The sequence below is a fragment of the Streptomyces sp. NPDC030021 genome (assembly GCF_055574035.1).
This window is the reverse complement of record NZ_JBVIAH010000016.1, coordinates 173,880-196,554: the sequence shown is the minus strand read 5'-3', so window position 1 is coordinate 196,554 and position 22,675 is coordinate 173,880. Positions and strand designations below refer to the sequence as shown.

The window sequence follows — 22,675 nt, the reverse complement described above, 5'->3', positions numbered from 1 at the left end:
CATACCCCCCCCCCCCCACACCACCCCCGCCCGCCCGCCCTCCCCTCCCCCCTCCCCCCCCCCCCCCCCCCCCCCCCCCCCCCCCCCCCCCCCCCCCGGTGCCGTCGGTGTACCCGGCCGGGCTCAGCCCGGGAGCAGGCCGTCGTCGCTGAGCATCTCCCTGACCTCGTCCAGGGCGGCGTCATCACCGGGGAGGATCAGCTCGGACGGCTCCAGCGCGTCGTCCGGGAGCGGCGTGCCGAGCCGCCGGACTGCGTCGAGCAGCGCGCCCAGCGTCCGCCGGAAGCCCTCCTCGTCACCGCTCTCCATCTCCGCGAGCAGTTCGTCGTCCAGCTTGTTGAGCTCGGGGAAGTGGCTGTCTGCCACTTCCACCTGACCTTCCCCCATGATGCGGACAATCATGACGGGCCCCGTCCTACTGCTTGTCGAACCGGTGCGGGGTCTGCGGCTGCTGGCCGTTGCCCTGCGCGCCGCCCTCGATGGCCTGCTGCTGGGCGGACGGGCCGCCCGCCAGCTCGGCCTTCATGCGCTGGAGCTCCAGCTCCACGTCCGTACCGCCCGAGAGGCGGTCCAGCTCGGCCTGGATGTCGTCCTTGGAGCCGAGGCCGCTCTGGTCGTCGAGCGCGCCGGAGGCCAGCAGCTCGTCGATCGCACCGGCGCGGGCCTGCAGCTGGGCGGTCTTGTCCTCGGCCCGCTGGATGGCCAGTCCGACGTCGCTCATCTCCTCGGAGATGCCGGAGAAGGACTCCGCGATCCGGGTCTGCGCCTGGGCCGCCGTGTAGGTGGCCTTGATGGTCTCCTTCTTCGTACGGAAGGCGTCCACCTTGGCCTGGAGCCGCTGGGCGGCGAGGGTCAGCTTCTCCTCCTCGCCCTGGAGGGTCTGGTGCTGCACCTCCAGGTCGCTGACCTGCTGCTGGAGCGAAGCGCGCCGGGACAGGGCTTCACGGGCCAGGTCCTCGCGGCCCAGGGCGAGGGCCTTGCGGCCCTGGTCCTCCAGCTTGGCGGACTGTCCCTGGAGCTGGTTGAGCTGCAGCTCCAGGCGCTTGCGGGAGGTCGCCACGTCGGCGACTCCGCGGCGCACCTTCTGCAGCAGCTCCAGCTGCTTCTGGTACGAGTAGTCGAGGGTTTCGCGCGGGTCCTCGGCCCGGTCAAGGGCCTTGTTCGCCTTCGCGCGGAAGATCATCCCCATACGCTTCATGACACCGCTCATGGGCTTCGCGCGCCCCCTTCTAGACGGACTGTGCTCCAGGTCACCGACAGAACCCACAGTACGGGCCCTGTCTCCATTACCGCACTGTTCGAGTACGGATGCGCTCCTCCTCCAGGACGACTACACCCGCGCCCCATCAGGCGTAAGGAGTAGGTGATCCCAGGAGAACGGGCCCACCGCACGTACCGTGCAAGGGGAAGGACGCCCGCCGTTGCCGGATCGTTCCCCAGCGGGGTGGGGCCCATGCCCGCAACCACGTAGGCTTGGGTTTTGTGTTTGGTAGCCGCTCCTCCAAGGAAGAGAAGGCCGCCGCCACCGACAAGGTGAGCGCCGACCTCTCGCAGCCCCGTGACCCGCAGGCCCCGAAGGGCCGCCCTACGCCGAAGCGTGCTGTGGCCCAGTCGCAGCGCAAGGCCGTGGTGGCCTCGACCGGCAACCGCAAGGAGGATGCCAAGCGAGCCCGTGAGCGTCGCCGTACCGAGATGGCCAAGCAGCGCGAAGCGCTGGCCAATGGCGACGAGCGTTACCTGCCCACCCGTGACAAGGGTCCCGTCCGCCGGTTCGTCCGCGACTACGTGGACTCCCGCTACTCGGTCGCCGAGATGTTCCTGCCCCTGGCGGTGGTCATCCTGGTGCTGAGCATGGTGCGCCAGTCCTCGATCCAGAGCATCGCGCTGACGCTGTGGCTCGTCGTGATCGTCCTGATCCTGCTCGACTCCATCGGCCTGGTCTTCCGCCTCCGCAAGGCCCTGGTCACGCGCTTCCCGGACGAGCCCCGTCGCGGCGCCATCGCCTACGGCCTCATGCGCACCCTCCAGATGCGCCGCCTCCGTCTCCCGAAGCCTCAGGTCAAGCGAGGGGAACGGCCCTGAGCCGAGCGACGCCCGGCATGTCGGGGGAAGGCTTCGCGGAAGGCGCGCGGCTCTGGCTCGAAGGCCTGGGCGGGCTGCGCAACGCCGTCCGGCAGGAGCTGGTGGGCCGGCAGGTCGACGAGCAGATCGCGCAGCGCTTCCCGGTCGGGCAGCGGCTGCGCGTGCTCGATGTGGGCATGGGCCAGGGAACGCAGGCACTGCGGCTGGCCCGCGCCGGGCACAAGGTGACGGGCCTGGAGCAGGACGCGGGCATGCTGGCCGTCGCCCGTGAGGCGCTGGCCGCGGAACCCGAAGGGATCCGCGACCGCGTCAGCTTCCTGGAGGGCGACGGCCGCGAGACCGGGGCCCACTTCCTGCCGGGCAGCTTCGACGTGGTGCTGTGCCACGGGGTGCTGATGTACGTGCCCGAACCGGACGCCATGCTGGCCGGGCTGGCCCGGATGCTGGCCCCGGGCGGACTGCTGTCCCTGCTGGTGCGCAACGGCGACGCGCTCGCCATGCGGCCGGGCCTGGACGGCGACTGGAAGGGCGCGCTGGCCGCGTTCGACTCCACCGACTACACGAACCGGCTGGGCCTGGACGTCCGCGCGGACCGGCTGGCCGGACTGACGGCGACCCTGTCGGGGATCGGTGCGCCGCTGCAGTCCTGGTACGGCGTCCGCGTCTTCACCGACGGCACCGAGGCGGGCGAGATCCTGCCGCCCGACGAGGAGCTGGAGCGGCTGCTGACCGCCGAGGACCGCGCCGGGCGGACCGACCCCTACCGGGGTGTGGCGGCACTGCTGCACCTGTGCGGGGTACGGGGCTAGGGCGCCCTCAGAGACGGCCCAGGGGTGTTGTCCCGGGACGTCGATGACTCGCGTGCTGGGTTCTTGAAGGGGTGAGGCCCTTCCGGGTTCGGTGGGGTTGCGACATGGCCCGGCCACCAGGGCGCCCACCCTCCGGAGGCGACGTCCCAGGGGCAACGTGCAGCGTTTGCGCATCCCTTCCCGGCCTGACCCGCCCCGGTACGCCCGGAATCCGCGTGTAGCCCTCCCGAAGTCCGTCCGAACGCGTCGGGCCGCACCGGCCTGATCTCCGGAATCCGGGGCAGACGGCCGGATGAGGAAGGAGGGTCGGCATGCCCGGAATCCGTACGTGGCCCGGACGCGTGAAGGCCGGCGCCGCGGCGCTCGGTGAGCGTCGCGCCCAGGTGCAGGAGCGGCACGAAGCAGAGCTGCCGGCCGAGCGGCAGCGGGTCGCGGAGGCCCGCCGGACCCGTCCGCGCAACCCGGACCCCGCCCGGGCGGTGCCCTGGGGTGTACGGGTCGCGGCCGAGGCCGGCTGGCGGTTCCTGGTGCTCGCGGCCGCCCTGTGGGTCATCATGCGGGTGATCGGTTCGGTCCGGCTCGTCGTCCTCGCCTTCGCGGCCGCGCTGCTGATCACTGCCCTGCTGGAACCGACGGTCGCCCGGCTACACCGTGCGGGGCTCTCCCGGGGGCTGTCCACCGCCCTCACCGCGCTCTTCGGGTTCGTCGTCCTGGGGCTGATCGGCTGGTTCGTCGTCTGGCAGGTGCTCGACAACCTGGACAATCTGTCCGGGAGGCTCCAGGAGGGCATCGAGGAGCTGAAACGATGGCTCCTCGACAGCCCCTTCCATGTGACCGAGCAGCAGATCAACGATGTCGCCGGCAGTCTGAGCAATGCCATCGGCACCAGCACCAGCGAGATCACCTCGACCGGGCTCCGGGGAGTGACCGTCCTGGTGGAGATCATCACCGGAATGCTGCTGGCGATGTTCTCGACGCTCTTCCTGCTGTACGACGGCAGGCGCATCTGGCAGTGGACGCTGAAGCTGGTCCCGGCAGCCGCCCGGCCGGATGTCGCCGACGCGGGGCCGGCCGCCTGGGGCACCCTGACCGCCTATGTGCGCGGAACCTTGATCGTCGCTTTCATCGACGCACTCTTCATCGGTCTCGGCATCTATTTCCTGGGCGTGCCGCTCGCCGTGCCCATCGCCGTGGTGATCTTCCTGGCCTCGTTCGTGCCCCTCGTGGGCGCCGTCGCGTCCGGGGCCCTGGCGGTGGTCGTCGCACTGGTCACCCAGGGGGTCTTCACCGCGCTGATGACCCTGCTGGTGGTGCTCGCCGTCCAGCAGATCGAGGGCCACGTGCTGCAGCCGTTCATACTCGGGAGGGCCGTACGGGTCCACCCGCTGGCCGTGGTCCTGGCCGTCGCCACCGGCGGAGTGGTCGCCGGCATCGGCGGAGCGGTCGTCGCTGTCCCGCTGGTCGCGGTGGCCAATACGGTGATCGGGCACCTGCGCGCCAGCGGCGGGGACGACGGTTCGCCGGAGGGGTCCCCCGTGGCGGTCGAGGAGGAGCGGGCGGATCCGCCCGCGGCGGCGGACCAGGCACCCACCTGACGCCCCGAGCCGGCCGGCAGGAATCCGCAGCCCCCGGCCCGCGGCCCACCGGCCGAACGGTGACCGGGTGCGACCGGTCACATCCGGTCACCCCCGCTCCCGTCCGCCCGTACTCGACGCGATCAGCGACCCGGTGGCCGGCCGACTGCGAGGGGCCCTGTCAGTTCCCGCTCTCCGTGGCGGTCGGTGCGGGGGTGCGCCGGTGCGAGCGGACGAGCGCGAGGTAGTCCGCCGCCAGGCGGTGGCAGTCCCCCGGCCAGCGGGCGGAGACATAGTTGCCGTCCCGCACGGTGAAGCCGCGGCCGGGGCGCGCCGCGGTGTCCCGGAGCGGCAGCGGCGGGCCGGCCCGGAAGTGGCGCGGATCTGCGAGGGCGGCGGTGACCTCCGCCTGGACGGTCGCCGGGTAGGTCCGGTAGTAGCGGCCCAGCCACAGTCGGGTCAGGTTCCAGGCGGTCAGTTCCAGCAGCGAGGTCAGCGCGGTGGTCCGCCGGCCGTGGAGCACCGACCGCCCGGTCGTGGGGTCCTTCGCCCGCGCGGCCAGCAGCACACCGTGGCACACCGCCCCCACCGGCAGCCCCAGCAGGAAGACCCGTGCGAACAACCGCTGGGCGGCCGTGTCCTCCAGCAACGTACGCATCCCCTGGGCGTGCCCGCCGGGTACGAACAGCCCCGTCAGGCGGGCCGGGTCGACCTCGGTGTAGGACAGCGGGGCGCGGAACCAGGGGTCGTCGGTCAGCCGGCGGTAGGACGCCAGCTCGGCGCGCCGGGTCATCAGCCACGGGGAGAGCCAGGAGAAGCCGGTGTCCGTCAGCCGGCGGTCGGCGAGTGCGACCCGCCCGTCGGGGGTCGCGAACCGTACGTCGTACCCGGCGTCCCGCAGCGCGGCCCAGGGCACGGCCGCCTCGGTCGGGTCGTAGCCGGACGAGGGCAGCAGAAAGACGATCAAAAGGTGCTCCTTCGGGTGCGCATGAGGCGAACCGGCTGCGTCCCGGCGGGTCTGCGGGTCGGCCTGCCGCAACGGGCAGCCCGACCCTAGGATCGCTGCCGCGCCCGGTCATTCACCCTGGCGGCCACCTCGTTGACTCCCCGGCCCCCACGGCCGGTTGACGGCGGACCCCGCCCGGCATTGACTGCCGCCATGCCCAGCATCGAGCCGGGCCCGTCGGCTGCTGGAGACCACGGACCTGCCGCTCGACCGGATCGCCCCGCTCGTCGGCCTGAGCGGAGCCACAGCCCTGGTCCGTGCGTTCACCCGGTGGGAGGGCATCACCCCCGCGCGTACCGGGCCCGGGACGCGGGCTCCGCATGAGCACGGGTCACGGTCACGACGCCTGACCCGTCCCGGAGGCGCAGGAGGGGCACAACCCGCGGTAGGTGACCTCGACCGCGGACACGGTGAAACCGAACCGCTCCTCCGGCGGCAGATCGGCCGGCGTACCGGCCGCGTGTACGTCGCGGATGGTGCCGCAGCCGGTGCACACCAAGTGCTGGTGCGGGTGGTGCGCGTTGGGGTCGAAGCGCTTGACCCGGCCCTGTACGGAGACCTCCACCACCTCCCCGATCGCGACCAGCTCGCCCAGGGCGTTGTAGACGGTCGCACGGGCGATCTCGGGCAGCCGCTGCGCCGCACGGGCGTGCACCTCGTCCGCCGTGAGGTGCACGTGATCGCCGTCGAGGACCTCCACGACGACACGGCGCTGGGACGTCATCCGCCAGCCGCGCTCCCGAAGCCGCTTCAGGAGGTCACTCATATCGGCTCACCTTTTCGGCTCGGCAGGACAACAGAACGTTAGCGATTTCGGTCCCGGCCCGTCGGGAAGCGGAACCGTCGGGCCGGGACTCCGATCCGAATTCCGAGTGTTTTCCACGCACCCGCGCCCTGCGTGTTCTCGCAGCGACGGGCCCTTCGGTGCGCGAACATACGGACGCGCCGACGCAGCAGCCAGCAGATGGAAACATCGACACAGGAAGAAGGACGGACGTGTCCGGCAGCGACAGCGAGAACCCAGTAATCCCTGCCCCGACCCCCGCGCCGACTCGCCCCAGGTCGAATCGGGACTGGTGGCCGAACCAGCTGGACCTTCAGGTTCTGCACCAGAATTCGCCCCTGGCCGATCCGATGGGCGAGGATTTCGACTACGCGGAAGAGTTCGCGACCCTGGACCCCGACGCCCTGAAGCGGGACGTCTTCGAGGTGATGACGGCGTCGCAGGACTGGTGGCCCGCGGACTACGGCCACTACGGCCCGCTCTTCATCCGGATGAGCTGGCATTCCGCGGGAACGTACCGCATCGCCGACGGCCGGGGTGGCGGCGGAGCCGGCGCCCAGCGGTTCGCCCCCCTCAACAGCTGGCCTGACAATGCGAGCCTCGACAAGGCGCGCCGCCTGCTCTGGCCGGTCAAGCAGAAATACGGCCGGAAGATCTCATGGGCCGACCTTTTGGTGTTCGCCGGTAACTGCGCCATGGAATCGATGGGTTTCAAGACGTTCGGCTTCGCCTTCGGGCGGGAGGACATCTGGGAACCCGAGGAGGTTTTCTGGGGGCCCGAGGACACCTGGCTCGGAGATGAGCGCTACAGCGGCGACAGGGAACTCTCCGGCCCCTTCGGCGCCGTGCAGATGGGACTGATCTACGTCAATCCGGAAGGGCCCAACGGCGACCCGAACCCGGTCGCCGCCGCCCGGGACATTCGCGAGACGTTCGCGCGCATGGCCATGAACGACGAGGAGACGGTCGCGCTCATCGTCGGCGGCCACACGTTCGGCAAGTGCCACGGTGCGGCCGGCGCCGACTACATCGGGCCCGAGCCCGAGGCCTGCCCGATCGAGCAGCAGGGGATCGGCTGGAAGAACACCTACGGCACCGGCCGTGGCGCCGACGCGCTCACCAGCGGGCTGGAGGGCACGTGGACCGCCGAGCCGACGAAGTGGGACAACGGGTACCTGGACAACCTGTTCCGGTACGAGTGGGAGCTGACCACGAGCCCGGCCGGTGCCCAGCAGTGGACCCCCAAGGACCCCTCGGCCCAGGGCACGGTGCCGGACGCCCATGATCCGTCGAAGAGGCATGCTCCGATGATGCTGACGACGGACCTCGCGCTGCGGATGGATCCGGTCTACGCACCGATCGCGAAGAGCTTCCACGAGAACCCGGACAAGCTCGCCGACGCGTTCGCCAAGGCCTGGTACAAGCTGCTGCACCGCGACATGGGTCCGGTCTCGCGCTACCTCGGCCCGTGGGTCCCCGAACCGCAGCTGTGGCAGGACCCCGTACCCGCGGTCGATCACGAGCTGGTCGCCGGCGAGGACGTCGCCGCCCTCAAGCGCACGATCCTCGCCTCGGGGCTGTCCCTCCCCCAGCTGGTCGTCACCGCCTGGGCGGCGGCGTCGAGCTTCCGCGGCACCGACATGCGGGGCGGGGCCAACGGGGCCCGGATCCGGCTCGCGCCGCAGAAGGACTGGGAGGCGAACGACCTGCCCGAGGTCGCCGAGGTGGTGCGGAAGCTGGAGGGGATCCAGCAGGACTTCAACCGGGCGCAGGCCGGCGGGAAGAGGGTTTCGCTCGCCGACCTGATCGTGCTGGGCGGCTGCGCGGCCGTCGAACAGGGCGCGAAGAACGCCGGTTACGACATCGAGGTGCCGTTCGCACCGGGGCGCACGGATGCCTCGCAGGAGCAGACCGACGTGGAGGCCTTCGCCGTCCTCGAACCGAAGGCGGACGGGTTCCGGAACTACCTGCAGGCGGGCGAGAAGCTGTCACCGGAGGCACTTCTGCTGGACCGTGCCTGCATGCTGAACCTGACCGCACCCGAGATGACGGTGCTCGTCGGCGGCATGCGGGCCATGAACACCGGCTTCCGGCAGGTGCGGCACGGCGTGTTCACGGACCGCCCGGAGGCGCTGACCAACGACTTCTTCGTCAACCTGCTCGACATGGGTACGCAGTGGAAGGCGTCGGAGTCGGCGGAGAACGTGTTCGAGGGCCGGGAGCACTCCACGGGCAACGTCAGGTGGACGGCGACCGCGGTGGACCTCGTCTTCGGTTCGCACGCCCAGCTGCGAGCCCTCGCGGAGGTGTACGCGTCGAAGGACGCGGAAGAGAAGTTCGTCCGTGACTTCGTCTCCGCCTGGGACAAGGTGATGAACCTCGACCGGTTCGACCTCGCCTAGGCCGTTTCCTTCAGATCATCGGATCGCGCCTGACTCCTCACACGACGGAGCCGCCGGGTATGTGACCGGCGGCTCCGTCGTTCTCCTGCCTACGGAGCGGCTACGCGTCCAGGGCGGCGCGCAGGCTCATCGTGTAGAGCTCGGTCCCGCCGTCGTCGGACAGCTTCACCTGCTCGACGCCGCCTTCCAGCAGGTCCTTCCAGTACTCGCCGATCCAGGACTCCGCGTCCCCCTGCGTGGTGAACTCCTCGGGTACCACCGACGGGCTCGTCTCGGTGCCGTCGGCCGTCTCGAACCGCCACGTCCACGCCATGTCCGCCTCCGTTGCTCGCACGCTTCCTGTCCTGAGTGTGCCCGCAGAGTAGCCGGGCGCGCAGCAGTCTCGGCGACGCGGGAGGATCATCCTGTGGAACTCACTCTGCTCGGCACCGGAACACCCGAGGGCCTGCCCCGCCCGGGCTGCCCCTGTGCGGCCTGCGCCGTCTCCGTCGGCTCGCGCTCCCGCGCCGCCACGGCCGTCCTCGTCGACGGGGCGCTGCTGCTGGACCTGACCCCCGGGGCGGTGCTGGCGGGCGCCCGGGCCGGGCATTCGCTGGCCGGTGTGCGGCAGGTGCTGCTGACCCACCCGCACGACGGGCCCGCGGTCGAGCTGCCGCCCGGGCTGCCGGCCGCCGGGCGGGTGCCGGACGGGCGGGAGCTCGCGGTGATCTCCGGGCACCGGGTACGGGCGGTGCCGATGGACGCGCCCGGCACCGGGTACGAGGTGACGGGCCCGGACGGCGCCCGGCTGCTGTACCTGCCGCCGGGCGGGGCCCCGGCCGGGGTCGCCGACCAGGCCGGGCGGCGCCCGTACGACATGGTCCTCATGGATGTGCTGGGCCGGCCCGAGGCGCTGGCGCGGCTGCGGGCGAGCGGCGCCGTCGGCCCGGCGACGGACGTGATCGCCGTCCACCTGGACCACGACACCCCGCCGGGCCGGGAGCTGGAGCGCCGGTGCGCGGCGGCCGGGGCCCGGGCGGTCCCGGACGGGACGACCGTGATCGTCGGGGAGTACCACGCGGTGCCGGAGCTGCCGCGCCGGACCCTGGTGCTGGGCGGGGCGCGCTCCGGCAAGTCCGTGGAGGCGGAGCGGCGGCTGGAGTCCTTCCCGGAGGTGGTCTACGTGGCCACCGGCGGCACCCGGGGCGGTGATGCGGAATGGGCCCAGCGGGTCGGCCTGCACCGGGAGCGCCGGCCGGGGAGCTGGCGGACGGTGGAGACGTGCGAGCTGGTTCCGCTGCTGGCCGCCGACGGGCCGCCGCTGCTGATCGACTGCCTGGCGCTGTGGCTGACGGATGCGATGGACCGGACCGGGGCGTGGGACGACGCGGTGTGGGCCAAGGGCGGGCAGCAGCAGCTCGCCGAGCGGACCGGCGAGCTCGTGGCGGCCGTACGCGCGACCCGCCGCCCGGTGGTGCTGGTCAGCAACGAGGTCGGCTCGGGCGTCGTCCCGGCGACCGCGTCGGGCCGCCGCTTCCGCGACGAGCTGGGCCGGCTGAACGCGGCCGTCGCGGGCGAGTGCGAGCACGTACTTCTCGTCGTCGCGGGCCTGGTGACCGTACTCAAGGAATAGCGCGGGAAAGCATCGGAGCGGCTCGACGACGAGGTGTCCGACAGCCCGTCGCCGAAGGCCTGAGGGAGGGCCTTACCGGCTGTACTCTCTGGCAGATGAGCACGCTGAATCTCGACGACTTCTCCGATCTGATCGAGCGCCCCGACGGGGGCGTCCGGCGTGACGCCGAGGAACGCCGTGAGCGCCTCGCCGTCCCGCCCGGCGCGCTGGGTCGGCTCGACGAACTCGCCGAGTGGCTCGCCGCCGCGCAGGGTCAGGTTCCGGTCAAACCGATCGAGCGCCCGCGCGTGGTGCTGTTCGCCGCCGACCACGGGATCGCCGCCGAGGGCGTCTCCGCCCGGGCCGCGTCCACCGGCCACGAGCTGGTGCGGGCCGTCCTCGAAGGGGCCAGCCCCGTGGCCGTCCTGGCCGGCCGGTTCGGCGCCACCATACGGATCGTCGACGCCGGGCTCGACTGCGACCCCGAGCTGCTCCCCGCGGACGTGGCCGGGCACCGGATCCGGCGGGGCAGCGGCCGGATCGACGTGGAGGACGCGCTGACGGCCGAGGAGGCCGAGGCCGCGGTGCGGCTCGGGATGCGGATCGCCGACGAGGAGGCCGACTCCGGAACGGATCTGGTCGTCCTCGGTGACCTGAGCGTGGGCGGGACCACCGTCGCCGCGACCCTCGTCGCCGCCCTGTGCGGCACGGACGCCTCGGTGGTCACCGGCCGCGGCGGCCTGCCCATCGACGACCTGGCCTGGATGCGCAAGTGCGCGGCGATCCGCGACGCGCTGCGCCGGGCCCGCCCGGTCCTGGGCGACCAGGTGGCACTGCTGGCCGCGGTCGGCGGCGCGGACGTGGCCGCCATCACCGGTTTCCTCCTCCAGTGCGCGGTGCGCCGTACTCCCGTCATCCTTGACGGTGTCGTTTCGGCCGCGTGCGGGCTGGTGGCCCAGCGGGCCGCGTTCCGGGCTCCGGACTGGTGGCTGGCCGGACAGGCCAGCGGCGAGCCGGGCCAGGCGAAGGCACTTGACCGAATGGCGCTCAACCCCGTGCTCGACCTCGGCGTCACAGTAGGTGAAGGTACCGGGGCATTGCTGGCTCTCCCCCTCGTCCAGGCGGCCGCCGCACTCGCGGCGGAACTCCCGGAGCGGGCGGTGGAGGAGCCGACGGAATGAGCCGCCGGGGCCCCCGGTCCTGACCAGGCCGTGGCCCCCGACCGCGCAATCACGGACAGCTGTGCCCCATATGATCGCTTTTTATGGGAGAGGTCCGTTTGACCAGCGCAGAGACCGACCGCACCGCCGCACCGGCGACCGGTCCGTCAGCCGGCAGGAAAGAGACCGGCGGCGATCCCGCCGGCAGGGCGGCGGGGAGCGGCCGGGAGACCGGCCGGGGGAGCGCCCGTTCACGGCACGGTGCCGCGTTCGCGGTGTGGTACCTGCGCGCCGTCACCTTCATCAACTTCCTCAGCGCGGTGTGGGTTTCGCTCGGGCAGGACCTGAGGCGCCACAACATCGAGGACTTCTACACCCCCTACATGCTCACGGCGGGGTTCGCCTCCGGGCTGTTCACGCTGCTGCTCGCCGTCACCCTCGGCCGCCGCAAGCGGGCCTCCTGGATCCTCAACCTCGTCCTCAGCGGCCTCTTGGCCCTGCTGCTCGCCTACGCGCTCTCCACGCACGAGGAGATCCGCGAGCACGCGCAGAACTGGGTCTCCCTGGTCCTGACCGCGGCCTTCACGGCGGCCCTGCTGCTGGGCCGCCACGAGTTCTACGCCAAGGGCGACCGCTCCAACCCGACGCTCGCCAGCGCCGTCGCCGCCGTCGGCCTGCTGCTCACCTCGCTGGTCGCGGCCCTGCTCGTCGGCGCCACCAACGTCTCCCCGCTCAGCGCCGAGGCCTCCTTCCCGGAGCGCTGGTGGTACGGCGTGATGCGGCTGATCACCCTGACGCCCGGTGAGCGGGCCTCCGAGGCGATCATCACGCCCGGCTGGGTGGACGTGTTCATCAACGTCATGTCGATGCTGCTGCTGCTCGCCGTGCTGTTCGCCGCCTTCCGCTCGCGCCGCGCCGTCGACCCGATCAGCGAGGGGGACGAGGAGCGGCTGCGGGCGCTGCTGGCCCGGCAGGGCGACCGCGACTCGCTCGGCTACTTCGCGCTGCGCCGCGAGAAGTCCGTCATCTGGTCCCCCACCGGCAAGGCCGCCGTCACCTACCGCGTCGTCGGCGGGGTCTCCCTGGCCTCCGGCGACCCGATCGGCGACCCCGAAGCCTGGCCCGGCGCCATCGATCCGTGGCTGGCCGAGGCCCGCGAGCACGGCTGGGTGCCGGCCGTGATGGGGGCGAGCGAGGAGGCCGGGCAGATCTACGCGCGGCACGGCCTGGACGCCCTCGAACTCGGTGACGAGGCGATCGTCGAGACGGCCGATTTCACGCTGGAGGGCCGCGCCATGCGGACCGTCCGGCAGGCCTTCAACCGCGTCAAGCGGGCCGGGTACACGGTCCGCATCCGCCGCCACGACGACATCCCCGCCGAGGAGATGGCCGAGCTGGTGCGCCGCGCCGACGACTGGCGCGACGGCGCCACCGAGCGCGGCTTCTCCATGGCGCTGGGCCGGCTGGGTGATCCCGCCGACGGCCAGTGCGTGATGCTGGAGTGCACCGACGGCAGCGGCGGCCTGCGGGCCGTGCTGTCCTTCGTACCGTGGGGGCCCAAGGGTCTGTCGCTGGACCTGATGCGCCGTGACCGGGACTCCGAGAACGGCCTGATGGAGTTCATGGTCATCGAACTCCTCGAACGCTCCAAGGAGATCGGGGTCACCCAGGTCTCCCTCAACTTCGCGATGTTCCGGTCCGTCTTCGAGCGCGGGTCCAGGCTCGGCGCCGGTCCGGTGCTGCGGATGTGGCGCTCGCTGCTCAGCTTCTTCTCCCGCTGGTGGCAGATCGAGTCCCTCTACCGGGCCAACGCCAAATACCGGCCGATCTGGGAACCGCGGTTCATGCTCTTCGAGAAGAGTTCGGACCTGCTGCGGATCGGTGTCGCGGCCGGCCGGGCCGAGGGCTTCCTGGAGGCCCCCGGCCTTCCGAAGTGGCTGCACCGCAGACACCTGGAGACCCGCCGTTGACAGCGTGGAACACCCCCTCCCTCCGGCGGTTCGCCCGCCGTGAGTGGGGACCCATGTTCTGGACCGTCCGGGACGCGCTCGTCCGCGACACGTGGCGGGCGATCCCGATGACCCTCGGCGCGGTCTGTCTGACCTCGGTCTTCCAGATCGTGCAGAACACCTCCTGGGGGTTCCAGCCGGTCCAGGACCTCGGATCGGTCAAGGCCGCCGATCCGCTCGGGCCGGCCCTCCTGCGCACCCCGCTGTCCCTGTTCGTCCCCGCCCTGGACCTGCCGGTGTGGGGGGCGCTCGCGCAGATCCTGCTCGTCTTCGGCATCGCCGAGATCTGCATCGGCTGGTGGCGCACCCTGCTGATCGGCTACGTCGCCACCCTCGCCGGGACCACGTACGCGCGGATCGGGCTCGCGCTCGGGCCGGAACATCCCCTCGGTCTGCCGGTGTCCGACCGGATCGTCAACGACACCGGGCCCTCGGCGGCGGTGGTGGGGCTGGCCATCTACGTCTGCTGGCGCTATCGGGCGTACCTGACCGGCGCCCTGGTGATCCTGGTGATGATCGGCGAGGTGCTGGTCAAGGACAACCTGGCGGGCAAGGAGCACCTGGCGGCCATCACCGCCGTCATGGCGGTGTGCGTGATGCGGGCGCGCTGGGGTCCGGTGCGCTCCCGCGTCCCGCTGGGGCCGCACCCTCCGCCGTAGGGGGCACCGGCGGATGAGGCCGTACCGTATCCGGGTGACGACAGACCTCGCGCGGTTCGCCCCCACCCGGCAGTGGATGCGGGCCCATCCGCTCGCCACCGATGCCGTGCTGGCGTTCGGGGCGTTCGTCGCCATGGTCGTCGGCTCCTTCGCCGATCCGCACGGGCCGCACGGGCCCACCTTCGGGACGCGCACCCCGGAGCCGTTCTCGCTGCTGCTGATGCTGCTCGGCGCGGCCGCCCTGGTCTTCCGGCGCCATCAGCCGCGCGCCGTGCTCGCCGTGACCTGCGGGCTGTCCCTGCTGGAGCTGACCACCGGGGAGCCGCGGGCGCCCGTCGCCATGTGCACGGTGATCGCCCTGTACACGGTGGCCGCCCGCACCGACCGGCCGACGACCTGGCGGATCGGGCTGCTCACCATGGCGGGGCTGACGGGCGTGGCCATGCTCGCCGGGCCGCTGCCCTGGTACGCCCAGGAGAACATCGGGATCTTCGCCTGGACCGGGATGGCCGCGGCCGCCGGGGACGCCGTACGCAGCCGGCGGGCCTTCGTCGACGCCATCCGGGAACGGGCCGAGCGCGCCGAGCGGACCCGGGACGAGGAAGCCAGGCGGCGGGTCGCCGAGGAACGGCTGCGGATCGCCCGGGACCTGCACGACGTGGTGGCCCATCACATCGCCCTGGTCAACGTGCAGGCGGGAGTGGCCGCGCACGTCATGGACAAGCGCCCGGACCAGGCCAAGGAGGCGCTGGCGCACGTACGGGACGCCAGCCGGTCGGCGCTGAACGAACTGCGGGCCACGGTCGGGCTGCTACGGCAGTCCGGCGACCCGGAGGCGCCAACGGAGCCCGCGCCGGGGCTCAACGTCCTGGACGAGCTGGTGGACACCTTCCGGCACGCCGGGCTGCCGGTGGAGGTCATCGTCCAGCTGGACGGGACGGCGGGGCCGCTGCCGGCGGCCGTGGACCTGGCGGCGTACCGGGTGATCCAGGAGGCGCTGACGAACGTCCGCAAGCACGCGGGCCCGGGGGCGAAGGCCGAGGTCAGCGTGGTCGGGGTCGGGCCGTCGGTGGAGGTGACCGTCCTCGACGACGGCGGTGAGGCGGCCGGCGCGGCCCCGGAACCGGCCGACCCGGGCGGCGGCCACGGCCTCCTCGGCATGCGCGAGCGCACCGGCGCCCTGGGCGGCACCTGCTTCGCGGGCCCCCGCTACGGCGGCGGCTACCGCGTCCACGCCATCCTCCCCGTGGGGTAGCCGCTTCAGCCTCGCGGCCGCACATCCGGCCTCGGCCCGGCCAATTTCAGCCTCGCCGGCGTTTGAGGCGCGGGGTCTGGGGCGGAGCCCCAGGGAACCCGGCTCCGCCGGGCACCGGGCTCCGCCCGGACCCTCCCCCAGCTACCGCTGGGAGGTGCCCCCTGCTCAAACGCCGGCGAGGCTGAATGTGGCCCTGGCAGGCCTCAAACGGCGGCGAGGCTGAATGTGGCCCCGGCGAAGCCGGAGGAGAGGGCTCCCCCGCGCTGCGGGAGGTGGGCTGCTGGGGTGCCGGCCAGGCTAGGGGCAGGTCTGGCGCCAGGCGTCGAGGTCGTACCGTTTCTGCATCGAGCTCAGCTTCGCCGCACGGGCCTGCGGACACCAGCGCTTCGGCTTGCCCTCGTACTCCACGTGGAACACCGCCTTGCCCGCGTCGGTGAACGGCGCGTACCGGTCGCACTCCTCGTACTCCACGCACTGCTCGTTGACCGCGAAGTCGAAGTCGCCCACCAGCTCCGGGATCTGGTCCAGGTCGTTCTTCAGCCCCACCGACATGCCCCGGTCGTGCGCCAGCCGGGCGATCAGACGGTTGTACTTCAGCTGGTCGTCCGCGGTCAGCGGGAAGCCGGACCGGTTGGCGTAGCCGTCCATGTTGTCCGGCTCCACCGCGTCGAAGCCCTTCACCTTGCACATGTCGAACCGCTTGCCCATCAGCGGTTCCAGTTCCGCAAGGCGCCGGATGTCCAGCCAGCGTTCGCCCTCCCAGCCGTTGCCCTCGCCCAGCAGCGTCTTCGGGAAGGCGTCGGCGTCCGGCCGGAAGTCCTCCCAGGCGCCGGTGGAGATGTAACAGATGGTCTTGCGGCCGTCCTTCTTCAGGGTGGCCAGCTGCTCCTTGGTGGTGTTGAACCCGTCGACGTCGTACACGGCCGCCTTGACCGAGGTGTCGAGCTTCCCGGTGAGCTGCCACTGCCAGCCGACCCCCGGCTTCGGCTGCCAGCGCTGGCCCGGCGGCGGGTCGGGCGACAGCTCGTCGCGTTCCGGTTCCGGCTCGGCCGTACACGCCGCGAGCAGCAGCAGGGGCACCGCCAGCAGGAGTGCGAGTCTCCTCATCCCGCCGCCTCCAGGGCGTACGGCAAGGTCCCCCAGGGGTGCGCGCCGCTGCCCGGGACGGCGCAGTGCACCCCGGCCCCGCGTTCGGCGGCGAGTTCCTCGGCGAGCCGGGCGGCGAGCGCGCCCGGCGGGACGGCGTACACGAGGTGGCAGAACCGCTGGGCCGGGTGGTCGGCGGTCCAGGGCGGTACGGCGGCCGCGTCCCGGTAGGCGTCCCAGGGGCCCTCGAAGGTGACGAGCAGGTCGGCGAGTTCGGCGTAACCGGGGTGCGGGTGGACCCCGTGGTTGAGGACGAGGGTACGGGCGCCCGCGGCCCGGGCGGCGACCGTGAGCCGCCCGTAGTGCGGAAGCAGTTCCGGGTCGGCGGAGGCCTGGTCGAGGAAGGCCCCGTCGGTGGCGTACCAGTCGCGGTGGCGCAGCAGGTCCTGCACCACCTCGGCGTGCGGGCGCCGCCCGTAGTCGGTGTCGGCGTACCCGAGGACGGGTACCCCGGCCTCGCGCAGCCGTTCGGCGACGACGGCGAACCGTTCGTCGCGGGCGGCACCCGGTCCGCTGTCGGGGTTGAGGACCACCGAGTGCAGCCGGCCGGCGGAGCGGATGAGCCGCTCCCAGGCTTCCGGCCGGTCGGCGGGATGCTCGTAGAGGGGCACCAGCAGCATGGGGTCCTTCTTCTCGGACGGATGGTGCGTCATCGGTGGGCGGTCGCGCGGCCGAGGAGCAGGCAGACCAGGGTGGCCAGTACGGTGGCGGCGGCGCCCGCCACCACCAGCTGGACCGCCCGGGGCTGGCCGAGCCCGGTCAGCAGGGCCAGGCTCTGGGCGACGGCGGCCGAGGAGCAGACCACGGCCGCGGGCCGGACCGCCCCGAAGGACTGCAGGAGCAGCCCGGTCCACATGACGGCCCCGAGCAGCAGCAGGGTCGCGATCCGGACTCCGGTGAGCATGGGGGCGCCGGGCCAGAGCAGGGTGCCGGCCAGGCCCAGGGCCAGCAGGACGGTCAGGTAGACGGCGAGGCAGCGGGTCAGGGTGGCGAGCATCCGCCGGCGGAAGGCCTGCGGCGAGCGGGCCCCCTGGAGTCCCGAGAGGGTCCCGCTGCGGAACCGGTGGAGCAGCCATTCGGCCGGGCCCATGCTGAGGGTGAGGGCCACCGCCGAGGGGGCGGCGACCGCCTCGGCGGGGCCTCCGGCGAGGACCTCCCCGAGGGCGGCGTACAGCACGAGCAGGCCGGTGCCGAGGCCGAAGACCCCGTAGGGGACCGAGTCCCCGATCCGGGGTCCGCGGGGTGCGAAGTCCTCCTCGGCGCCGCGCAGCATCTGCCAGCGCACGGGGCCCTGGCCGGGGCGGCGGGCCGCCGAGGCGCGGATCCGGTGCACGGCGGTCCGGAGCCCGTCGGTCAGCGGGAGTTCCCGCAGGGCCAGGGTGCAGGCGGCCAGCAGGGACGTCACGAGCAGGGTCACCCGGACCGGCACGGGCAGGTCGACGAAGAGCGCGAGCAGGGCTCCGACGGCCATCGGCGCGAGTGCGGCGAGCAGCACCCGTTCCCGGCCGAGGACCAGCAGGACGGTGGCGGCCCCGACGTAGAAGGCCTGTCCAGCGGCGAAGGCGTAGGAGAACGGGGGCCCGCCGGGCACCGCCAGTGCGGCGGCGGTGCCCAGCAGGGCGCCGACGGGGGCTCCGACGAGCAGGGTCCGCCCGGCGGCGCCCCGGTCGCCGAGGCCGAGCCAGGAGTAGGCCCGGTGGGACAGGGTCTGGTCCCAGACCCAGCCGATGAGCGCGCCGGCGAGCAGGGTCAGGGTCCCGGCGGGCAGGCCGAGGCGGTCCTGGGGGCCTTCGAGCAGGGGCGCGCCCAGCAGGTAGGCCAGGCCGGGCAGGGCGAAGATCACCCCGCGCAGCAGGCAGGCGGTGAGGGAGACCTTCCAGGGGTCGGGGGCGGCGCCCGGCTCCGGGAAGGAGCGGGGCACCCGTGCGTAGAGCTCCTCGGCGAGTCCGAAGGAGTCGTGCCGGCCGTAGGTGAGCCGGATGTACTCGTCCGTCATGCCGTCGGATTCGAGGATGGCGGCGATCTCGTCGGGGTGGACGGCGGAGGCGATGAACACGTCGAGGCGCTCGGCGAGTTCGTCCATCGGGTCGGTGGCGGCGTCGGCGGTGGTGACGTCGGCGCCGGGGCCGTCGCGGCGCGGCCGGGGGACGGCGGGGAGAGTGTCGGCGCCGGAGCCGGGTCCGGTGCCGGGCGGCTTGAGCCAGAGGGATCCGCTCACCACAGGCTCCCGTCGGCAGCGAGTTCGCGGTACCAGGGATCGGCGAGCCGCTGGGTCCATTCGTCGCCCGCGTGGACGGGCAGGACGGGCTGGCCGGCGAGTTCGCGGTAGATGTGCCGGAAGCCGTCCACGGACTGGTGGAGGGTGAACTTCTCCACGACCCGCTTGCGGGACATCCGGCCGAGTTCGGCCCGGCGTTCGTCGTCGCGGAGCAGGGCGAGGGTGGCGCGGGCCATGGTCTCGGGCTCGCGCGGCGGTACGACGAGGCCGGTGTCGCCGACGGCCTCGCGGACGCCGCCGACGTCGGTGGAGACGGTGGTGCGGCCGCAGGACATGGCCTCGATGATGCTGAAGGGGAAGCCCTCGCTGATGGAGGAGAGCATGACGACGCTGCCGGCCGCGTAGGCCTGGGCCACCTGCTCGATGCGGCCCTCGTAGGTGATCCCGTCGGTCACGCCGAGTTCGGCGGCGAGCTTCTCCAGGCGAAGCTTGTACTCCTCGCAGCCGGCCGGGACGGGGCCGAACAGGCGCAGCCGCAGGGCGGGCAGTTCCTCGCGCATGAAGGCGTAGGCGCGGATGAGGGTTTCGAGGTCCTTGATCGGGTCGATGCGGCCGCACCAGCTGAGGGTGGGCACGTCGGGTTCGGGGCCGGCCTCGGGGAAGGCGTGCGGGTCGACGCCGTTGTAGACGGTGCGGATGCGGTCGGACTCGGCGCCTCCGCGCTCCTCCCAGCGGCGGTTGTACTGGTTGCACGGGGTGATCAGGTCGGCCTGCCGGTAGCCCTCGGTGTTGAGCTCGCGGTAGAAGCCGAGCATGAGGGCCTTGACGGGCCAGCGCTGCGCGGCGCTGCGGTAGCCGAGGTAGCGCTCGCGCAGGTAGATGCCGTGCTCGGTGAGCAGGAAGGGGACCCCGTCGAGGCATTTCGCGGCGAGGGCCGGGAGGGTGGCGAGGCCGCTGCTGACGGCGTGCGCGACGCTGTCGGGCGGGATCCGGACACCGAGCGGGCGCAGTGCGTGTTCCAGCAGGTCGGTGGCGGTGAGCGCGTCGTGGATGGTGGGCCGGGCCTCGGCCGTGACGAGCCCGGGGCGGGTCCATACGGTCATCAGCAGCCGCAGGACCGATTCGGAGCGCAGGGCCGGTGCGAGTTTTCCGGCCCGGGCCAGGACGGCCAGTTCGCGCAGGGCCTCGGAGAAGCTGTGCCGGGCCGGATCGGGCTCGGGGTCGAGCAGGGAGAGCAGGAAGCTCTCGTAGACCTCGGTGAAGCGGCGGTGGGCCTTGCCGCGCAGGGCCGACCGGCGGATGCGGGACGGGAGCGGCCCCCAGAGCGGGAAGGCGGTGTGCCGGTAGACGTTGCGGGGCAGTTCCCAGGTGACCGGCTCTCGTCCGGAGCCGGTCAGGGCTATGACGTTGAAGTCGACCTCCGGCATACCTCGTACCAGTTGGTCGCACCAGGTACTGACGCCCCCGTGGACGTGCGGATAGGTGCCTTCGGTGAGCATGGTGACGTGACGCCCATGACTCATGCGGTGTGTCCCCCCAGGACGGAAAAGGGGCCGGCGCCCGTGGGTTCGCGGAGCGCCGGCGCTAGGTGGTACTCGTGGTGGCTTGCGGGACGGTCAGCTGGGCAGCTTGAGCGTGACGGCGCTCTGGAGCAGCTCCGGACCGGCCCAGGCGGAGCGGGTACCGGCGTACGCGGTGCCGAAGTCGGCGGTGCCGAGCAGCAACTGCTTCTTGGTGCCGGTGGGGGCGGTCACCGGGGCGACGACCCCGGAGGGCGCCTTGATGGTGACGTCCTTGCCGATGCGGTAGGCGGTGACCTTGCCGTCCGCGAGGGCCTTGTCCCAGGCGGCGCGGCGCTGGAACTCGACGCCGGTGTCCTTCATGCTCTGGTTGACGATCGGCGCGCTGGGGGCGTAGAGGGCGCGGTAGGTGTCGAGGACCTGGTTGAGCACGGGGTAGAGGGTCCGGTCCTCGGCGAGGTTGGACTGGTGGACGTAGTGCGGGCGCGGGTCGTTGGCCAGGACGTGGCGCAGTGCGGTGCGGGCCTCGGCCGGGACGATGGCGTCGAGGTAGCCGGTGTTGACGTTCAGCGGGGCCGGCAGGCAGGTGGAGGTCGCCGGGTTGTCCTCGCAGACGCCGCTTCCGCCGTGGGCGCGGCTGGTGTAGATCCAGTTGTACTCGTCGGCCATCTCGGCGTTGGTGCCCGTGTTGTAGTACACGTTCATCGGGTGCCGGGGGACCGTGAGGGCCGCGCCGACCGCTCGCTGCGCGGGTTCGCGGGAGTTGTCGCTGCCCGCCCACTTGACCCCGTTGTCGGCGAGGGCGCCGGCCAGGTTGGGGTTGTCCACGGGCTGCTGCGGTGCGGTCTTGAGGCCGGAGTGCTCACCGGTGACCAGTTCGGTCTTGTCCGTGGTGATGCCCTTGGTGGCGGCCCAGTTGTTGTTGTCGCGGATCTGGGCGGAGATCTCGGCGCGGCTCATGTACTGGATCGCGCCCGCGGCGTTCTTCGTGCAGGTCCACGGGGTGACGGCGGTGTTCTGGACGCAGCCGAGGAACGGGTGGGTGTAGGTGTGGTTCATCCAGCGGTACTTGGCGCGGTCGGCGACGAGCTGGGCGGTCAGCGCGTCGACGCCGCCGTTCTCGGCCTTCCACTCCTCCCCGGCACCGCCGTTGAAGAGCATGTCGAGCTTGAAGTTCTTTGACGTCTGCCACTGCGCCGCGTACACGGCGTCGGCGGCGCTCATCCGGATGGTGCTCTCCTTGCCCTCGCCGCCCGCGCAGGCGTAGTCGCCCGGCGTGCAGTTCAGGTCCTTGCTCCAGCGGGCGTCGGGGGCGAAGACGTCGTCGACGTGGACCGCGAAGTAGTTGCGGCTCTGGCCGAGGTGCACCCCCTGGGTCAGCCAGTCGACGATGCCGCGGGCGAGCAGCCGGAACTGCTGCTGGTACTGGTTGTAGCCGAAGGTGACGACCAGTTCGCTGCGGCCGTCGTGCGCGTACTCGCCGACGAGCGAGGCCCGGCCGGAGCCGACCGGCGCGTCGACGTAGCTGGTGTAGCCGGGGCGCGGCTTGCCCATGAAGCCGAAGCTCTCAGGGACCAGGGCCGAGTTGTCCTCGAAGGTGACCTGGCCGCCGAGGTAGGCGAAGGGGCCGGCCTTCCCGGCGGTGGTGACGGCGGCCTGGGTGCCGTCGAGCTGGCCGCTGTAGCCGCCGTTGTCGGTGTATTCCAGCCCGACGCCCGGGTGGGCCCAGGTGTAGGCGTCGACCTGGCGGATGCCGTACGTCGTCTCGTAGGCGGTGAGGGCGGCCATCTCGGCCGAGCCCTCGCCGAACGGGTTCTCGTTCGGCAGGACGACACCCTGGTACTTGGCGCGCGGACGGCCGTCCACAGTGTCGCTGAGGAAGCCCGCGTTGATGACGGGGCGGCCGCTGCTGCCCAGCTGGACGCGGGTGTAGGGCACCCCCGTGTCGCGGAGTTCCGCGGTGATCGCCTCGACCGAGCTGCCACCGTCGTCGACGACCAGCACGTTCAGGTCGATGCGCGGTGTCACGGCCGCCTGGGCGGTCGCGGCAGGTACTGCCACGGACACCAGGGCGGCTGCCGCCATCATCGCGGCGACCCTGTTCATCCGGTTCTTGTTGACCATTTCGGCCTTTCCCCCCGCAGGCGTCCCTCGACTCGGCCCTTGGCGGACGGCCGGGCCTGGGAGGCTCTGTGGAAATCATGCAAAGGAACCCCGCGTCCCCTTGCGAGAGTGGACCGAGTCTTTCGGACCTCGTCAGGTCTACGAGGCAAACCTGGAGCAGAGTCCACAGATGGGTGAACCTGACGGCCTCTTGATCGAACAACTTGCCAAACCTTCGAGTGACGTACGGACGAGCGCGTACGCGTAGGCTCATTTCTGGCGGCCGTCGGGCCCCGAATACGATCGCTACGGATGGCCGTCCACCCACTCGGCCCACACACACAAACGGAAGCGAGA

General features: G+C 72.1%; 19 protein-coding genes. 9 read left to right on the top strand and 10 right to left on the bottom strand.

Annotated elements, in window-relative coordinates; genetic code table 11:
* Positions 1-123: 123 nt before the first annotated feature.
* Both pspAA and ACZ4YL_RS28845 read right to left on the bottom strand, forming a co-directional pair.
* A complete protein-coding gene (gene pspAA, locus ACZ4YL_RS28850) occupies positions 124-402 on the bottom strand; it encodes a PspA-associated protein PspAA (protein ID WP_468120577.1) in 279 nt (92 codons plus the stop codon).
* Between the two features lie 13 nt (positions 403-415).
* On the bottom strand, positions 416-1,210 hold the full coding sequence (locus ACZ4YL_RS28845; protein WP_301371625.1) for a PspA/IM30 family protein: 795 nt from the start codon (positions 1,208-1,210) through the stop codon (positions 416-418).
* Positions 1,211-1,473: 263 nt separating this feature from the next.
* On the opposite strand from ACZ4YL_RS28845, the gene ACZ4YL_RS28840 reads away from it, so the two are divergent.
* The 3 genes from ACZ4YL_RS28840 (at position 1,474) to ACZ4YL_RS28830 (ending at position 4,486) form a co-directional block, all read left to right on the top strand.
* Positions 1,474-2,082, top strand: coding sequence for a DUF3043 domain-containing protein (locus ACZ4YL_RS28840; RefSeq protein WP_451669709.1), 609 nt, complete (start codon positions 1,474-1,476; stop codon positions 2,080-2,082).
* 17 nt (positions 2,083-2,099) lie between these two features.
* Complete coding sequence (locus ACZ4YL_RS28835) at positions 2,100-2,891, top strand: class I SAM-dependent methyltransferase (protein WP_468120574.1); 792 nt, start codon at positions 2,100-2,102, stop codon at positions 2,889-2,891.
* Positions 2,892-3,202: 311 nt separating this feature from the next.
* Positions 3,203-4,486: an AI-2E family transporter gene (locus tag ACZ4YL_RS28830; protein WP_468120573.1), complete on the top strand. Its 1,284-nt coding sequence runs from the start codon at positions 3,203-3,205 to the stop codon at positions 4,484-4,486.
* Positions 4,487-4,646: 160 nt separating this feature from the next.
* On the opposite strand, the gene ACZ4YL_RS28825 is transcribed toward ACZ4YL_RS28830, so the two are convergent.
* Both ACZ4YL_RS28825 and ACZ4YL_RS28820 read right to left on the bottom strand, forming a co-directional pair.
* The gene (locus tag ACZ4YL_RS28825) at positions 4,647-5,432 is read right to left on the bottom strand and encodes a type 1 glutamine amidotransferase domain-containing protein (protein ID WP_468120571.1); all 786 of its coding nucleotides are present in this window, start codon (positions 5,430-5,432) and stop codon (positions 4,647-4,649) included.
* Positions 5,433-5,808: 376 nt separating this feature from the next.
* A complete protein-coding gene (locus ACZ4YL_RS28820; RefSeq protein WP_468120570.1) occupies positions 5,809-6,237 on the bottom strand; it encodes a Fur family transcriptional regulator in 429 nt (142 codons plus the stop codon).
* A gap of 230 nt (positions 6,238-6,467) precedes the next feature.
* Here ACZ4YL_RS28820 and katG point away from each other — a divergent pair, with 230 nt between their 5' ends.
* Entirely contained in the window at positions 6,468-8,657 is a 2,190-nt protein-coding gene (katG, locus tag ACZ4YL_RS28815; RefSeq protein ID WP_468120569.1) for a catalase/peroxidase HPI, read from the top strand.
* A gap of 100 nt (positions 8,658-8,757) precedes the next feature.
* Here the strand turns inward: katG and ACZ4YL_RS28810 are convergent, their stop codons facing one another.
* Positions 8,758-8,970, bottom strand: coding sequence for a hypothetical protein (locus ACZ4YL_RS28810; protein WP_030011614.1), 213 nt, complete (start codon positions 8,968-8,970; stop codon positions 8,758-8,760).
* A gap of 93 nt (positions 8,971-9,063) precedes the next feature.
* Here ACZ4YL_RS28810 and ACZ4YL_RS28805 point away from each other — a divergent pair, with 93 nt between their 5' ends.
* The 5 genes from ACZ4YL_RS28805 (at position 9,064) to ACZ4YL_RS28785 (ending at position 15,331) form a co-directional block, all read left to right on the top strand.
* Positions 9,064-10,269 carry a bifunctional adenosylcobinamide kinase/adenosylcobinamide-phosphate guanylyltransferase gene (locus tag ACZ4YL_RS28805; RefSeq protein ID WP_468120567.1) on the top strand — a complete coding sequence of 402 codons (1,206 nt, stop codon included), beginning with the start codon at positions 9,064-9,066 and terminating at the stop codon, positions 10,267-10,269.
* 95 nt (positions 10,270-10,364) lie between these two features.
* Complete coding sequence (cobT, locus tag ACZ4YL_RS28800) at positions 10,365-11,429, top strand: nicotinate-nucleotide--dimethylbenzimidazole phosphoribosyltransferase (RefSeq protein ID WP_468120565.1); 1,065 nt, start codon at positions 10,365-10,367, stop codon at positions 11,427-11,429.
* Positions 11,430-11,512: 83 nt separating this feature from the next.
* Positions 11,513-13,378: a phosphatidylglycerol lysyltransferase domain-containing protein gene (locus ACZ4YL_RS28795; RefSeq protein ID WP_468120563.1), complete on the top strand. Its 1,866-nt coding sequence runs from the start codon at positions 11,513-11,515 to the stop codon at positions 13,376-13,378.
* A 53-nt stretch (positions 13,379-13,431) separates the two neighbouring features.
* The gene (locus ACZ4YL_RS28790) at positions 13,432-14,076 is read left to right on the top strand and encodes a hypothetical protein (protein WP_468120561.1); all 645 of its coding nucleotides are present in this window, start codon (positions 13,432-13,434) and stop codon (positions 14,074-14,076) included.
* A gap of 76 nt (positions 14,077-14,152) precedes the next feature.
* Complete coding sequence (locus tag ACZ4YL_RS28785) at positions 14,153-15,331, top strand: sensor histidine kinase (RefSeq protein WP_468120613.1); 1,179 nt, start codon at positions 14,153-14,155, stop codon at positions 15,329-15,331.
* Between the two features lie 297 nt (positions 15,332-15,628).
* On the opposite strand, the gene ACZ4YL_RS28780 is transcribed toward ACZ4YL_RS28785, so the two are convergent.
* The 5 genes from ACZ4YL_RS28780 to ACZ4YL_RS28760 all read right to left on the bottom strand — a co-directional run bounded on the left by ACZ4YL_RS28780 (position 15,629) and on the right by ACZ4YL_RS28760 (position 22,339).
* The gene (locus ACZ4YL_RS28780; RefSeq protein ID WP_468120559.1) at positions 15,629-16,438 is read right to left on the bottom strand and encodes an endo alpha-1,4 polygalactosaminidase; all 810 of its coding nucleotides are present in this window, start codon (positions 16,436-16,438) and stop codon (positions 15,629-15,631) included.
* The gene (locus ACZ4YL_RS28775) at positions 16,435-17,130 is read right to left on the bottom strand and encodes a spherulation-specific family 4 protein (protein ID WP_468120557.1); all 696 of its coding nucleotides are present in this window, start codon (positions 17,128-17,130) and stop codon (positions 16,435-16,437) included. Before ACZ4YL_RS28775 ends, ACZ4YL_RS28780 begins: the two co-directional genes overlap by 4 nt.
* Positions 17,127-18,695, bottom strand: a complete 1,569-nt coding sequence (locus ACZ4YL_RS28770; RefSeq protein ID WP_468120555.1) for a hypothetical protein — start codon at positions 18,693-18,695, stop codon at positions 17,127-17,129. Before ACZ4YL_RS28770 ends, ACZ4YL_RS28775 begins: the two co-directional genes overlap by 4 nt.
* Positions 18,692-20,218, bottom strand: coding sequence for a GT4 family glycosyltransferase PelF (pelF, locus tag ACZ4YL_RS28765; protein ID WP_468120553.1), 1,527 nt, complete (start codon positions 20,216-20,218; stop codon positions 18,692-18,694). The genes ACZ4YL_RS28770 and pelF overlap by 4 nt, the downstream gene beginning before the upstream one ends.
* A 93-nt stretch (positions 20,219-20,311) precedes the next feature.
* On the bottom strand, positions 20,312-22,339 hold the full coding sequence (locus tag ACZ4YL_RS28760; RefSeq protein ID WP_468120552.1) for a hypothetical protein: 2,028 nt from the start codon (positions 22,337-22,339) through the stop codon (positions 20,312-20,314).
* Positions 22,340-22,675: the final 336 nt, after the last annotated feature.

Excerpts from the sequence above, each read along its gene's own strand:
- pspAA (WP_468120577.1), bottom strand. The coding sequence starts at position 402 with ATGATTGTCCGCATCATGGGGGAAGGTCAGGTGGAAGTGGCAGACAGC.
- ACZ4YL_RS28845 (WP_301371625.1), bottom strand. The coding sequence starts at position 1,210 with ATGAGCGGTGTCATGAAGCGTATGGGGATGATCTTCCGCGCGAAGGCG.
- ACZ4YL_RS28835 (WP_468120574.1), top strand. The coding sequence starts at position 2,100 with ATGTCGGGGGAAGGCTTCGCGGAAGGCGCGCGGCTCTGGCTCGAAGGC.
- ACZ4YL_RS28830 (WP_468120573.1), top strand. The coding sequence starts at position 3,203 with ATGCCCGGAATCCGTACGTGGCCCGGACGCGTGAAGGCCGGCGCCGCG.
- ACZ4YL_RS28820 (WP_468120570.1), bottom strand. The coding sequence starts at position 6,237 with ATGAGTGACCTCCTGAAGCGGCTTCGGGAGCGCGGCTGGCGGATGACG.
- ACZ4YL_RS28810 (WP_030011614.1), bottom strand. The coding sequence starts at position 8,970 with ATGGCGTGGACGTGGCGGTTCGAGACGGCCGACGGCACCGAGACGAGC.
- cobT (WP_468120565.1), top strand. The coding sequence starts at position 10,365 with ATGAGCACGCTGAATCTCGACGACTTCTCCGATCTGATCGAGCGCCCC.
- ACZ4YL_RS28795 (WP_468120563.1), top strand. The coding sequence starts at position 11,513 with ATGGGAGAGGTCCGTTTGACCAGCGCAGAGACCGACCGCACCGCCGCA.
- ACZ4YL_RS28790 (WP_468120561.1), top strand. The coding sequence starts at position 13,432 with ATGTTCTGGACCGTCCGGGACGCGCTCGTCCGCGACACGTGGCGGGCG.
- ACZ4YL_RS28785 (WP_468120613.1), top strand. The coding sequence starts at position 14,153 with ATGCGGGCCCATCCGCTCGCCACCGATGCCGTGCTGGCGTTCGGGGCG.
- ACZ4YL_RS28780 (WP_468120559.1), bottom strand. The coding sequence starts at position 16,438 with ATGAGGAGACTCGCACTCCTGCTGGCGGTGCCCCTGCTGCTGCTCGCG.
- ACZ4YL_RS28775 (WP_468120557.1), bottom strand. The coding sequence starts at position 17,130 with ATGACGCACCATCCGTCCGAGAAGAAGGACCCCATGCTGCTGGTGCCC.
- pelF (WP_468120553.1), bottom strand. The coding sequence starts at position 20,218 with ATGAGTCATGGGCGTCACGTCACCATGCTCACCGAAGGCACCTATCCG.
- ACZ4YL_RS28760 (WP_468120552.1), bottom strand. The coding sequence starts at position 22,339 with ATGGTCAACAAGAACCGGATGAACAGGGTCGCCGCGATGATGGCGGCA.